At 40.6% G+C, this 13,371-nt stretch carries 12 protein-coding genes; 5 read left to right on the top strand and 7 right to left on the bottom strand.

The genetic code is table 11. From position 1 onward, the window contains the following. Window positions 1–74: 74 nt before the first annotated feature. The 7 genes from AB5642_RS10545 to dnaA form a co-directional block, all read right to left on the bottom strand. Window positions 75–524, bottom strand: a complete 450-nt coding sequence (locus AB5642_RS10545) for a DUF1002 domain-containing protein (RefSeq protein ID WP_118580844.1) — start codon at window positions 522–524, stop codon at window positions 75–77. A 684-nt stretch (window positions 525–1,208) separates the two neighbouring features. After that, window positions 1,209–2,084 (bottom strand): 16S rRNA (adenine(1518)-N(6)/adenine(1519)-N(6))-dimethyltransferase RsmA, encoded by an 876-nt coding sequence (rsmA, locus tag AB5642_RS10540; RefSeq protein WP_173718496.1) that lies wholly within the window; start codon window positions 2,082–2,084, stop codon window positions 1,209–1,211. A gap of 84 nt (window positions 2,085–2,168) precedes the next feature. Further along, complete coding sequence (locus tag AB5642_RS10535; RefSeq protein WP_272105111.1) at window positions 2,169–4,829, bottom strand: lipopolysaccharide assembly protein LapB; 2,661 nt, start codon at window positions 4,827–4,829, stop codon at window positions 2,169–2,171. Window positions 4,830–4,881: 52 nt separating this feature from the next. Beyond that, complete coding sequence (recF, locus tag AB5642_RS10530; protein ID WP_173718494.1) at window positions 4,882–5,988, bottom strand: DNA replication/repair protein RecF; 1,107 nt, start codon at window positions 5,986–5,988, stop codon at window positions 4,882–4,884. 1 nt (window position 5,989) lies between these two features. After that, window positions 5,990–6,205: an RNA-binding S4 domain-containing protein gene (locus tag AB5642_RS10525; protein WP_173716655.1), complete on the bottom strand. Its 216-nt coding sequence runs from the start codon at window positions 6,203–6,205 to the stop codon at window positions 5,990–5,992. 133 nt (window positions 6,206–6,338) lie between these two features. Then, complete coding sequence (gene dnaN, locus AB5642_RS10520; RefSeq protein WP_118580829.1) at window positions 6,339–7,454, bottom strand: DNA polymerase III subunit beta; 1,116 nt, start codon at window positions 7,452–7,454, stop codon at window positions 6,339–6,341. 278 nt (window positions 7,455–7,732) lie between these two features. Continuing rightward, window positions 7,733–9,097 (bottom strand): chromosomal replication initiator protein DnaA, encoded by a 1,365-nt coding sequence (dnaA, locus tag AB5642_RS10515; RefSeq protein WP_173716653.1) that lies wholly within the window; start codon window positions 9,095–9,097, stop codon window positions 7,733–7,735. Window positions 9,098–9,975: 878 nt separating this feature from the next. On the opposite strand from dnaA, the gene rpmH reads away from it, so the two are divergent. The 5 genes from rpmH to jag all read left to right on the top strand — a co-directional run bounded on the left by rpmH (window position 9,976) and on the right by jag (window position 13,261). Next, complete coding sequence (gene rpmH / locus AB5642_RS10510) at window positions 9,976–10,110, top strand: 50S ribosomal protein L34 (protein ID WP_005423866.1); 135 nt, start codon at window positions 9,976–9,978, stop codon at window positions 10,108–10,110. Between the two features lie 79 nt (window positions 10,111–10,189). Beyond that, the gene (gene rnpA / locus AB5642_RS10505; RefSeq protein WP_148463049.1) at window positions 10,190–10,555 is read left to right on the top strand and encodes a ribonuclease P protein component; all 366 of its coding nucleotides are present in this window, start codon (window positions 10,190–10,192) and stop codon (window positions 10,553–10,555) included. A gap of 73 nt (window positions 10,556–10,628) precedes the next feature. Then, window positions 10,629–10,853 (top strand): membrane protein insertion efficiency factor YidD, encoded by a 225-nt coding sequence (yidD, locus tag AB5642_RS10500; protein WP_118580820.1) that lies wholly within the window; start codon window positions 10,629–10,631, stop codon window positions 10,851–10,853. A 121-nt stretch (window positions 10,854–10,974) separates the two neighbouring features. Beyond that, the gene (yidC, locus tag AB5642_RS10495) at window positions 10,975–12,261 is read left to right on the top strand and encodes a membrane protein insertase YidC (protein ID WP_118580883.1); all 1,287 of its coding nucleotides are present in this window, start codon (window positions 10,975–10,977) and stop codon (window positions 12,259–12,261) included. A 28-nt stretch (window positions 12,262–12,289) separates the two neighbouring features. Beyond that, window positions 12,290–13,261 (top strand): RNA-binding cell elongation regulator Jag/EloR, encoded by a 972-nt coding sequence (gene jag / locus AB5642_RS10490; protein WP_173718493.1) that lies wholly within the window; start codon window positions 12,290–12,292, stop codon window positions 13,259–13,261. Window positions 13,262–13,371: the final 110 nt, after the last annotated feature.

The following is a 13,371-nucleotide window of genomic DNA, read 5'->3' as shown; positions in this document are numbered from 1 at the left end:
TTTTTATAAATTTACCACATTTGCATCTTTACTTTAATTTGGTAAAGTTATACATTTTGCACATTTTACGTTTCTCATTCGAATAATCCTTTTACAAATTCGATTAACTTCGACACAAGACCTTTGGCATCATCCTTTGTAACACCCATATCCTGCAGCTTACTGTATACAGAATTTACATCGCTTCTAAGAGCATCTTCGTCAATTTTTGCATCCAGAACCTTGCGTACTACAGAAACAAGAGAATCTACCTCTGAATCAGAAAGAGATACCCCAAAATGGTCTGCTGCCTGAGTTACAGCACTTCGTACCTGGTCATCTGTGATGTTCTGCTGGTCTACAAGATCCTTGGCATACATAATAATGTCTACTGCTTTTCCAGGGTCAGAAGCAAGAAAATCAATTCCACTGTCCAGAAGACTTTCTACTACTTCTGTATCACTGGATGCCATAACCGGCATCGGCATGGAACATGCAAGAACTCCTGCAAGGATAAGTGCTGCTGATTTTTTCATTTTTATCATGATAATTACCTCCTGATTGAATGTTGCTGTTCAAGACTTGCCCAGTAACGATTAAATGTCATCTGTTCAAATCTCTCCAGTAACAATTAACTATTGCTGTTCATGGTCTGACCAGCAATAGTTAATATTCTGTTCACACACTGCTGGAATCTGGTCATATTTATGATCTGATTTCCTCATATCAAGTAATTTTCTTCTGAAATTTAATCAATACCGGAAATAAATCTTCCTCCAGATTCCAGCCCATTATACTACACCTTTTCCTTTTATTTGTAAAATGTATCTAAAAACTTTATAATCTTTTTATAACTAATCTCCAAAAACAGCCCATTTTTCCAGGAAGTTACAAATCTTTTCAAATTCGTTCACTAATTTTTCATAAGATAAACACGATTCTTTCAAACTTTCCCGATATACTAACATCATAAAAATAATAACAGCCAACATTATTTTTATAAAATTTCTTTTTCATATGTCAGTCACCCAAAAGTGATTGACTCTCCTTCCTTTTAAAAAATATATTTGAGACAAAATAAAAATCACCCGTCTAGCCACCGGGTGATTTTTATTGTATAAGATTTATGCAGTAAATCATTTCCGAACATGTGAAGGATCACGGGAGCCGCAACGCTGCGAAGCAATCCGAAGATATCAAGAACGGGGCTTACGCCCCGTTCTTGATATCTATCTCAATTTATTAAATGCGTTTGCAAGATCAGCAAATTCTGCTAAAGTAAGCGCTTCGCCTCTCACATTTACCGGAATTCCGGTCTCTGCCATAGCTTTCTCAATTTCCTCTTTTGAAAAATCAAGCTCCTGGGAGTTCTTCAGTCCATTTACCAATGTTTTTCTTCTCTGATTAAAAGATGCCCGAATCAGCCTGAACATCAGCTTCTCATTGTCCACCTGCACTGGCGGCTCTTCATATCTCACAAGCTGGATAACAGCACTTCCCACCTTCGGTCTTGGCATAAAACAGTTCGGCGGAACATTCGCAATGATCTGCGGTCTGGCATAATACTGAACAGCCAGAGACAAAGCACCGTAATCCTTTGTTCCAGGACCAACCTGCATTCTGTCTGCCACTTCCTTCTGTACCATAATGGTGATGGAAGAAATGGGAACATGGTTTTCAAAAAGTCCCATGATGATTGGTGTGGTAATATAATAAGGCAGATTGGCAACCACCTTGATAGGCTTGCCCCCATTTTTCTCCTGTGCCAGCGCCGCAATATCAACTTTCAGGATATCCTCGTTGATCACAGTCACATTATCCCAGTCTTTCAAAGTATCATTTTCCAGAATCGGGATCAATGTCTTATCAATCTCTACAGCCACCACTTCTCTGGCTGCCTCAGCCAGATACTGGGTCATGGTTCCAATACCCGGTCCGATTTCCAGAACAAAATCATCCTTGGTGATCTTGGAAGCCTCGATTATTTTTTCCAGAACATGGGTATCGATAAGAAAATTCTGACCAAACCTTTTCTGGAAAGCAAAATTATACTTTTGAAGAACTTCAATGGTATATTTCGGATTTCCTAAATAAGGTCTGGTCATATTAATTTCCTCTTTCTTTTAAATTATTTAATCATTATCTGAAAATCACACAATCTGGGCAGCTGTCTGCAATTCCCCTATTACTTATTTTGCAAAATCTTTCTCATAAAGAACCGTAAATCCATCACGGTCTACTCTCTTTTTCTTATTAAACTTCAGAAGTCCGCCCTGGGATTTCGCCATTGCTGCGTCAAGCATTTCCTTAACTGCGCCAATGTTCATAGGCTGGTCTTCTTTCTGGTTCACACCGATCAGATTATACAATGCAAGCATTCCCATCTGGTCGATCTTGTAACCATTTTCCTTGGTGTAAACTCTTGCAAAGTTTACAAGTTCATCATTGGTAAATACCGGAATGTTGATCATGGATGTAAACTTCTTGGCAAATTTCGGGAATCTTGCAATCAGCTTACGCATTCCGATCTTCTCATCCTCAATAATCACAGTAAGTCCGTCTGTGCGGAACTCCATAGCCTTATCCAGAATATCCACTGTTTCCTGTGTCAGTTGATTAGCATTCTCAATGACAAGGAAACCACCGCTAAGTTTACCAATCACTTTCGTAATATCCATCTCATTCAGCTGGTCGGCAAACACATAAGCCACCTTGGAAGCCGGCAGATTCAGCTCTTTACAGATTGCCGGAATCAGACTTGCGATCAGTCTTGTCTTACCAGTTTCTTTCCCACCCATGACGATCACGTTTCCAGTCTTGGAGGTCTTATCAGCCGCTGCCATCTGCACATCGCAAAGTGCACTGATCAGCTGTTCCCGCATTCCCGGAACCTTTACAAAATATGTAAACAGCTTCTTCTCATCATCGGTAAGTGATTTCTCTCTTGGCACAATGTCAGATGGATTTCTCTTATCCTTTGGCTGAATAGAATCAATAAACTGTTCCAGTTCTTCTTCCTCGGAAAGAGATTCAGAAGACTCTTCTTCCTCTTCATCCTCGTCAAAATCAAAGTTTTCGTCCTCAGAATCTTCCGGTTCTTCCTCTGCATCTTCAGTTTCAACCACATCATCAGCAGCTGGAGGCATATCCTCATCCTCTTCTTCTCCAATGCTCTCTCTGAGAAGCTTGGCAATAAATTCATCCTCAGACATGGAATCATCAGAAGGCTCTTCTTTCTCCTTATGTCCTGCCGGACCATTCATAAACTCATCCTCAGCAGCCTGAAGATCCTCTTCGGAAAGGAATTCCTCTTCCTCAAGTTCTACAACCGGCTTTTTCTGTTCTGGTTCTGGCTCGATTTCTTCCTCGTCCTCAGTGATAACTTCCTCTTCTTCCGGAATCTTCTCTACTTTTTCTTCTTTTACAGCTTTCTGAGGTTGTGTAGATATTTCTTTGGCGACTTCTACAATTTCTTTATTTTCTTCCTGAACTTTCTCTTCATCTACCTTCTCATCCGGAATCTCAATTCCCTGTGCAGAAGCAGCAGCAAGAATCGTATCCTCCAGATTGAAATTTGAAAAATCAAATGCAGGTTTCTCGTCTTTCATTTTCTCCGCAGCATCAGCCTCATCACTGAAAAGGTTATTCTGTACAGGTGCCTTGGGAACCTCAATCTCTTCCGGTACCATATTCTTCATAGAATCCGGAATATTCAGTGTAGGCATTTTCAGGTTCTCAACAGGTGTTTCTGTTTCTGTGGAAAATGCGTTCTTCTCTTCTGCAGACTCTGAACGATCTGCATTCTCTAAACCTTCTGTATTTTCTTCTGAAACTGCTTCCGCTGATTTCTCTGCAGTCTCATCTGCTGTATTCACAGATTCTTCAGCAACAGTCTCCTTGGTATTCTCCACTTTCACCTTGCCAGTTTCAGGCTCCAGCTCCGGTACACTTTCATATTCTTTCTCAGAAGCCGGATCACGAAGCATTTCTTCCTGAACCTCTTTCGTCTGCTCAGTGGAAACAATGCTGTCTTCCATTTCATCCATCTTACGGCTTCCAAAAATGTCACGAAGTCCTTTGGAAATTTTATCCTGAAGACTCTCTACGCCATCCAGATCCTCATTCTTGATCTGAATACTTTCAATAGATTCACTTCCCTGGTTCTCAGCTTCCGGTGCTTTCTCTTCTTCCTTAATGGTATCTGCTTCCTCAGGTTTCAGAAGCTTCGGTACAAACTGCTGTTCATACCGCTCTTTCTCCTCGCCGGTAAGAGCACCCATACGCTGTTTCAGGTCCATAGCCTTCATCACGTAGTTACCCTCGTTGAACCAGAGAATGATCTCGTTGCAAAGCTCCAGACATTTCTCTTTGTCACCATCCTGATAGTACAGTTTGGCAAGCTCGTAAGACCATTTTTCGGTAAATTCTTTCTCCTTATAATCCTCCAGAACCTTGATTTGCTCTGCAAGAGGAGCCTTTTTTACTTTCAGGATCTTGTATTTCAGGATGTACTGCGTATTATCATTTGGCGCAACTTCCCTGTACTCCTGATAAAATTCCACTGCCTCGGAAACCTGTCCCAGCTTCAGGGAAACTTCTACAAGACGATAAAGAATGTTCTTACCAATGGAGGCTCTGTGATAAGCCAGCAGGAAAATTTCCTTGCTGTCCTCATAGCGTTTATTGGCAGCATAGATTTCACCAACCACACAAAGGGTACGAACATTTTTCACACGGCGCCAGTCAATGCTGTCTACAACATTCATGGCTCCCTTATAGTCCTTCTGTTCTACTAAATGGTTAATCTCTTCAAGTTTAACCCGAAATTCCTCTTTGTCCAAATTTTTCACCAACTTTCCATAGTTAATGCCAGTTTAGCATATCGCATACTACTTCGCAAGCTTATTTATCTGCAGGACATCCCATCGGCTGATACACATGCCCCGCCACAACATGAAACACTTTATTGATCGTAAACTGATGACTGACAAAATCATCCAGACCAGTACAGGTGATCATGGTCTGAATATCATGAATACTCTCAAGAAGATAATTCTGACGGCTGCTATCCAGCTCCGAAAGGACATCGTCCAGAAGCAGAACCGGTTTATCATGAATGATCTTCTCCACCAGATAAATCTCCGAAAGTTTCAGGGAAAGAGCTGCTGTTCTCTGCTGCCCCTGCGAACCATATTTGCGGATGTCAATTCCGTTTACAGCCACCATCAGGTCATCCCTGTGAGGACCGGACGAAGTCATTTTCATCCGAAGATCCCGGTCTCTGTTGCGGAAAAGGCTCTCTTCCAAAGCCTCACTCTCCACGCTTGGTTCATATATCACTTGTATATTCTCAATACCGCCGGTAAGATTTCTGTGAATTTCCTTAATGATCTCATTAAGGGACTCCACAAATTCTCTTCTTTTGCCAATGATCTTACGGCCATAATTTACCAGCTGCATATCCCATACATCCAGAGTCGCTCCAAGATCCGGCTGCTTATACATATCCTTCAGCAGCTTATTTCTCTGGTTCAGAACATGATTGTATCCGGCAAGATCTGTGAGGTATAGTTTATCCAGCTGACAAAGCTCCGCGTCCATGAATCTTCGTCGCTCTCCCGGACCGTTTTTGATAATATTCAGATCCTCCGGAGAAAAGAAAACCAGATTCACCACACCAAGAAGCTCTCTCGCCTTCTTTATGGGAAGCCCGTTGATTGCCACGCCCTTGGCCTTATTTTTCCGAAGGTGCATGTCAATCTTATAAGACATGGAATCTTTTCCCACCATCATGCGGATATGGGCTTCATCCTGTTCAAAGCGGATAATCTCCCGGTCTTTGCTTCCTTTATGGGATTTGCTGGTTCCGCACAGATACACAGACTCCAGGATATTGGTTTTTCCCTGTGCATTATCCCCATAAAAAATATTAGTTCCTTTGTCAAAAGAAAGTTCCAGCGATTCGTAATTTCTGAAATTGCTTAATTTTATGGATTCAATATAAGCCATTTTACTCGTTTCCGGACAGAACCTTCACATCCTGGCCATTATAGGAAATAACGTCACCGCCATAAACCTTGCGGCCTCTTCTGGTATCTACTTCGCCATTTACTTTTACAAGTCCGTCGTTGATCACATATTTTGCCTCAACACCGTCTGATACAAGTTCAGCAAGTTTCAGTGCCTGGCCAAGTTTGATAAATTCATCTCTGATTCTGATTTCCAATTTTCTGCCTCCACTCTTCTGGCATCACGACTGCAATTCGTTTTCCAGACTGTCTCCAGCCATTATTGGCAGTCCGTGTTCACTTCCATACTCTTCCAATTGTCTGTTACGTTTCTCTCTGTGGCAAGTGTCATTATCTTGCCTGGTTCTGATTTATGTTAACCGGAAGAATCAGATACGTGTAAGTTTCTTCCTCATCTCTGATAAAGCAAGGTGCTTTCGGGTTTACCAGGTAAATGTCGATGGTCTCATCATCAATAACCTTCAGTGCATCGATCAGGAACTTGGGATTAAATCCGATCAGAATATCTTTTCCCTCTTTCTCAATATCAATATCCTCGTTCATGGAACCCATTGCAGAATCAATCTTCAGCTCCATGCTGCCATCTGTAATGTGGATAATGATCGGTTTCTTATCTCCTTCTCTTACAAGAAGTGTAGCACGGTCGATACAATCCAGAAATTCTTTTTTGTTAATGGAAAGTTTGGTCTCATAATCGCTGGAAAGCATCTGGTCAATACGGAAATATTCCCCTTCGATCAGACGGGAAACTACCATAGTCTGGTCAAATTCAAATAAAATATGATTATTGGTAAAGAAAATGCTGACTACGTCATCCATTTCTCCGGATAAAATCTTACTGATCTCGTTAAGAGTCTTACCTGGAACCACAACCTTGCGGTCTGAATAGTCTTTCTTCAAAGGCATTTTGCGGATTGCAATACGGTGTCCATCCAGGGAGACAATTTTCAGACAATTATTCTTAATTTCAAACAGCTCACCAGTCATTAATTTGTTGTTATCGTTGACTGCAATTGAGAATATTGTCTGATAAATCATATTCTTTAATGTATATTGAGAGATAGTTAATGGTTCATCTCTTTCAATCATAGGAAGATATGCGAAATCTTCTCCTGATTTTCCAGGAATATTAAATTTTGCTTTCTCACAGGTGATAGTTGCAGCGAATTTTTCATCAGTTTTAATGGTAACATCGTTGTCTGGAAGTCTTCTGATGATCTCGTAAAAGATTTTCGCATTCAGGGCAACCATTCCTTTTTCTTCTATAGTACCTTCGACAATGGTTTCGATTCCAAGTTCCATGTCATTAGTAGTAAATTTGATCTGATTTGTTGTTGCATCAATCAGAATACATTCCAGAATTGGCATAGTTGTTTTGGATGGTACAGCTTTTAAGGAAATGCTGACGCTCTTCAACAAGTTACTTTTGGAGCAAATGATTTTCATAATGTGTATAACTTCCTTTCTGGAGAAAATGGGTTTTTCATTAAATATATTTAAGAAGATATCCGCCGTATCCGCCGTAGGGGGTGTGAATATGTGAAAAACTCACTTCCGCCCAGTGAATAAAAGGGTTTCGGGTATGGATAACTTCGTGTAAAAGCATTGGTTTAGAGTGTGAATAACCTGTGTAAAACCACATAAGCGATTTTGTCGCCAAAAGTTATTCACATTAATACACATAATGTCAACATCTTATACACATGAAATGTGGAAAAAATGTGTTAAGTTTGTGGATTAATTTTTTTCTTTAATGTATCGATGGTGTTCTGGAGCTGTTCGTTGTTCTGGAGCTCCTTTTCGATCTTTTCTACTCCGTGCATAACGGTAGTGTGGTCGCGATTTCCAAGATACTGTCCTACATTTTTCAGCGGGATCGCCAGAATTTCACGGCAAAGATACATTGCCACCTGTCTTGGCATCACGATCTTGGAACTTCTTTTATTTCCACAAAGATCGGCAGTACTTACATTAAAATGCTCTGCTACCATAGAAATAATGTAGTCTGCAGTAATCTGTTTATTTTCATTCGGTGCGACGATATCCTTCAGAGCCTGCTCGGCAAGTTCAAGGGTAACCTCTTTTTTCTCCAGTTTTGCATAAGCAACTACCTTATTGAAGGCACCTTCCAGCTCACGGATGTTGGATTTGATATTATTTGCAATATATTTGATAACATCTTCGCTTACATTGTAGCCGTCCATGTCTTCTTTTTTATGAAGAATGGCCATCCTGGTCTCGTAATCCGGCAGAGTAATATCCACGATCAGTCCCCATTCGAATCTGGAACGGAAACGCTCATCCAGAATTTCCATATCCTTCGGCGGTTTATCGGAAGATATGATAATCTGTTTGTTTGCACTGTAAAGGCTGTTGAAGGTGTGGAAAAATTCCTCCTGCGTGGATTCCTTTCCTATAATAAACTGAATATCATCAATGAGAAGGACATCAATGTTACGGTATTTCTCGCGGAATTTACTCATGGCGGTGTTATTTCCATTACGGATGGTCTCGATCAGCTCATTGGTAAATTCTTCACTTGTAACATAGAGAACCTTACTGTTATCATCATTTTCAATAATAAAGTGGGCGATGGAATGCATAAGATGGGTCTTGCCAAGTCCTGCACCACCATAGATAAACAGCGGATTGTACGTATTTCCCGGAGATTCCGCTACTGCCAGGGCTGCAGCCTGAGCCAGTTTGTTGTTGCTGCCCACGATAAAAGTATTGAATGTATATTTGGGGTTCAGATTTGCTTCTTCACATCTGGCCTTAAAACGGTTGTCCTGATCAGGTGCAGCGTCGGAAATGGATTTCTTCGCCGGGACGTCTTCTGGAAGGATAAATTTCACTTCGCAGTCGGTCATTCCGGTAACTTCGCTTATGGTAACCTGCAGAGGCAGTTTGTAATTCTTATTAATGTAGCTTAATCGCACCTGGTCGGAAGCGACGATGGTAACTACATTTCCACTGACATCATAAACCTTCAGGGGTTTCAGCCATGTGTCGAATCGAACATCGGAAAGATCGTGCTCCTTTTTCACAATTCCCAGGATTTCATCCCATTTTTCTATTACTGTGCTCATTTTTTCCTCCCGTACACATCTGATTGTTTCTTATATTAAATGATGCCGTCCGTCGGCGACATGTCCGTTTATCAAAATACCAGCTGGAAACAGGAAATTAGGGTGTGGCAGGCTAAATATACCGGAATTTTACTGGTATTTTGATAAACGGACATAAATATCCTTATATATATTATAATAAATCCTGTCTTTTCGCAACGACAAAATCTTATTTATATAGGAAATTTATGTGGAAAAGTATGCACATCCTGAGAAAAAATCAGAACTGCTGTGGATTGTCGTAAAAGGATGGGGATGTGGGTGGGAAAATGTTGTACTGGACGTGAAAATAGGAAAAACAACTGGGGAAAAGTGCAGAATTGTCCACAAAACATCCACAATTTGAAAAAATTGCAGTGGATAATAAAAAAATTCCAGGAAAAAAATGGGGGATATCTTGTGAATAAACTGGAAAGTTATCAACATTTTGTGTGTGGATAAATGTGGATAAAAAGGTTGATAACTATTCTGGTTACCATAACATGGTTTTGCGGGTTTCAATAATGAAAAATTATGTGTATAACTCTATCCACTGTCGAATCCCCTCGAAATATACTGTTTTTTGTGACATATGCGTTAAAATCAACAGTCAAAAGTGGATATTTTTGCTGATAATCCCCAGGTTATCCACAAGTTATCCACAAAATGTGGATAATGTTACGTAAACCTTTTCAAAATGACAGGTTATGCACAGTGTGGAAAACTTTGTGGATATAAAAAATTCCAGGAAAGCAAGAATTTTTACTTGACGAGAATGCCATTTATGAATATAATTGAAATGATGTTCTGATTAGGTTAATAATTTTAAATTCCATATAGATAAAGGAGGTGCTTTACCTATGAAAATGACATTTCAGCCGAAAAAAAGATCTAGAGCGAAAGTCCATGGCTTCAGAGCTCGTATGAGCACAAAAGGCGGACGTAAAGTATTAGCTGCCAGAAGATTAAAAGGAAGAAAGCAGTTATCTGCTTAAGACCGTTAAGACCGCAGTTACTGTGGTCTTTTCTTCTATACAGAAATAATTATTTCAATATCATATAAAGGAGAATCAGATGGAATACTCAGACTCCTTAAAGAAAAATAACGAATTCCAAAGGGTATACCGAAAAGGAACATCACAGGCAAATCGGTATCTGGTGATGTATGTGCTTGAGAACCATGACAGGCACATGGAGAATCGTCTGGGAATATCTGTAAGTAAAAAAGTTGGGAATAGTGTGGTACGCCACAGAGTCACCAGACTGATACGAGAGAGCTACCGCCTGAATGAAAGATCCTTCCGTCAGGGACTGGACATTGTAGTGGTCGCAAGACCAAATGCAAAGGACAAGTCCTATCAGGAGATTGAGAGTGCGCTTATGCACCTTGCAGGCAGAATGAAGATCCGCCGTGAGGCTGAGCTTCATGTGGAAGATTAAACGGTATTTGGGCAGTATTGTTGGTTCGGTAAAGGAGCGGCAATATTGAAACAGATTTGCAGGAGAAATTATCATGAGCAGATTTAGTCCAAGGAATATCATGATTCATATGATTCGTCTCTATCAGAAATATATATCGCCGATGAAGAGAACAAAATGTCCTTATATTCCCACATGTTCTCAATATGGTTTAGAAGCAATTCAAAAATATGGTGCGTTAAAGGGCGGGCTTCTTGCAGTGTGGAGAATTTTGCGCTGCAATCCTTTTTCACATGGAGGATACGATCCTGTGCCATAAACTGTACTGAAACAGATGGTGTACAATAAATGACACTTTAAACTGATTTTCAGCACAAAAACTCAAACTTTGACAATTGAATAGTTACACCGAAAAAGCCTAGGAGGAAACAAACTTGGATATGATTTTATTAACGAAGAGCAGTGTCCCGATTATTGGACAGGTTGCTTCTATTATGGGCTGGATCATGGACGGGATTTACAGAGTTCTTGATCTGGTGGGTATTCAGAACCTGGGTCTTTGTATCATTATCTTCAGTATTATTATTTATGCACTGATGACACCATTGCAGGTTAAACAGCAGAAGTTTTCTAAGTTAAGCTCTGTTATGCAGCCTGAGCTTCAGAAGATACAGAAGAAATACAAAGATAAAAAAGACCAGGCGTCCGTGCAGAAAATGCAGGAAGAAACTCAGCTTGTATATCAGAAATACGGTGTTTCACCTACCGGCAGCTGTGTGCAGCTGTTGATCCAGTTTCCTGTCCTGATGGCATTATGGCAGGTTATTTACAAAATTCCTGGTTATGTTGGCAGTGTAAAGAATGTTTTCACAGGCCTTGTTGATCAGATCACAAGCGTAAGTGGCTACACAGACCTGATCCAGAGCTTTATCACAGACAATAAGATGACTCGTGTACAGCTGGCGCTGGATAACGGAAAAGCGACCAGTAATTCTGTCATCGATTTCCTTTATGCATTATCTCCATCTCAGTGGAAAGATCTTGCATCAATGGATCAGTTTAAGGGATTTGCAGATACCATTAACACCACGTCTGCAGAAATTTCCAAAATGCAGAATTTCTGTGGATTAAACATTGCAGATCAGCCTCTGAACTACATTAAGGCTGCTTTTGAGGGAGCATCTATTGCACTGGCAATCGCTGCACTTCTGATTCCTATTCTTGCATGGGCGACTCAGGTACTGAACTATAAGCTTATGCCACAGGCTACTTCATCTGCTGAAGGAGCTGTTGATACGATGCAGGCTTCCATGAAGACTATGAATACGGTTATGCCGCTTATGTCAGCAGTATTCTGTTTCACATTCCCGGTAGGTCTTGGTATTTACTGGATTGCAAGTGCGGTTGTAAGAAGTGTTCAGCAGTGGTTTATCAATCGTCATCTTGATAAGATGGATATCAATGATCTGGTAAACGAGAACATGAAGAAGATGGAGAAACAGCGTACGAAGGAAGGACTTCCGCCGCAGAAGATCACCAATCAGGCAAACCAGTCTACTAAGAATATCAATACCAAGATTGATAAAGGTTCCAGTAACACAAACGCAGAAGAGAGAGCCAGAAAAGTAGAGGAATCCTACCAGAATGCAAGAAATGCAAAACCTGGAAGTATTACAGCAAAAGCAAATATGGTCAGGGATTTTGACGAGAGAAACAAGAAGAAGTAATTGTTGTCGGGAACGGAGGGTTTCATAGATGGAGGAGTTTATCCAGTTTTCAGCAAAAACGAAAAATGAAGCAATCACCAAGGCGTGCATCGAATTAGGTGTTTCCAGTGATCAGCTGGAAATTGAAGTGGTTTCTGAAGGTAGTTCCGGATTTTTTGGCATTGGAAGCAAACCGGCAATCATAAAAGCACGCAAGATCTATACAGTTTCTGAAGAGGATGAGATACAGGAAATCGTTGATACTGTGAAAGTTGATGCGATCAAAGAAGAGCAGACCAGAAAGCCTGCCAAAACTTTTGTAAAAGCTGAAAAACCGGCTCCAAAGAGTGAACCGGAGAAAGCAGCTGTAAAAGAAGCAAAAGAGCCGAAGCCTTTTAAGGAAACAAAAGAAAAACAGCCGCGTCAGCCGAAGGAAAAAACCTTCAAGGAGCGTCCTGTAAAAGAAAAACCGGCAAAAGAAAAAATGCCGAAAGAGCCAAGAGAAGAGAAGCCGAAACAGTCCAAACCTGTTGAGATCATCACAGATCCGGCAGAGATCAAAGAAGTGGAAGAGAGAGCAATTGTTTTCCTTCGCGACGTATTTGCATCTATGAATCTTGGTGAAGTGGAGATCACTTCCAAATACAACACAAATGACGGTTGTCTGGAAGTTGCTTTTGAAGGAGAGGATATGGGAATTCTCATCGGTAAGAGAGGACAGACCCTTGATTCCCTTCAGTATCTTACAAGCCTTGTTGTAAATAAGGGCAAAGCAAATTATATCAGAGTAAAGCTCGATACAGAAGATTACCGCAGACGTCGTAAAGAGACTCTGGAGAATCTTGCAAGAGGAATTGCCTACAAGGTTAAGAAGACCAGAAAGCCAGTTGTACTTGAGCCGATGAACCCATATGAGAGAAGAATCATTCACTCAGCGCTTCAGGGCAATAAGTATGTAGAGACTGTTAGCGAGGGCGAAGAGCCGTATCGTCATGTGGTTGTAAAATTAAAAAGATGGTAAATCTTGCATAAAACATCTGAATGTGTTATAAAAGATTTGCAGAATGAATAAGAGGTTATTCCAGGTGAAAGATGGAAGAACTGAAGCGTTATGCTTTTGTTTTAATATCT

The sequence above is a fragment of the Ruminococcus sp. 1001136sp1_2201st1_G3_2201SCRN_220225 genome (assembly GCF_040924365.1).
In the GTDB taxonomy this organism is placed as follows: Bacteria; Bacillota; Clostridia; order Lachnospirales; family Lachnospiraceae; genus Blautia_A; species Blautia_A faecis.
This window is presented reverse-complemented; position numbering and strand designations above follow the sequence as displayed.

Bases quoted from the DNA above. Each gene is read 5' to 3' on its own strand.
- AB5642_RS10545 (WP_118580844.1), bottom strand. From the start codon at position 524: ATGATAAAAATGAAAAAATCAGCAGCACTTATCCTTGCAGGAGTTCTT.
- rsmA (WP_173718496.1), bottom strand. From the start codon at position 2,084: ATGACCAGACCTTATTTAGGAAATCCGAAATATACCATTGAAGTTCTT.
- dnaA (WP_173716653.1), bottom strand. From the start codon at position 9,097: ATGAGCACAGTAATAGAAAAATGGGATGAAATCCTGGGAATTGTGAAA.
- jag (WP_173718493.1), top strand. From the start codon at position 12,290: ATGGAGGAGTTTATCCAGTTTTCAGCAAAAACGAAAAATGAAGCAATC.
- yidD (WP_118580820.1), top strand. From the start codon at position 10,629: ATGAGCAGATTTAGTCCAAGGAATATCATGATTCATATGATTCGTCTC.
- yidC (WP_118580883.1), top strand. From the start codon at position 10,975: ATGATTTTATTAACGAAGAGCAGTGTCCCGATTATTGGACAGGTTGCT.
- dnaN (WP_118580829.1), bottom strand. From the start codon at position 7,454: ATGAAAATCATTTGCTCCAAAAGTAACTTGTTGAAGAGCGTCAGCATT.
- rpmH (WP_005423866.1), top strand. From the start codon at position 9,976: ATGAAAATGACATTTCAGCCGAAAAAAAGATCTAGAGCGAAAGTCCAT.
- recF (WP_173718494.1), bottom strand. From the start codon at position 5,988: ATGGCTTATATTGAATCCATAAAATTAAGCAATTTCAGAAATTACGAA.
- rnpA (WP_148463049.1), top strand. From the start codon at position 10,190: ATGGAATACTCAGACTCCTTAAAGAAAAATAACGAATTCCAAAGGGTA.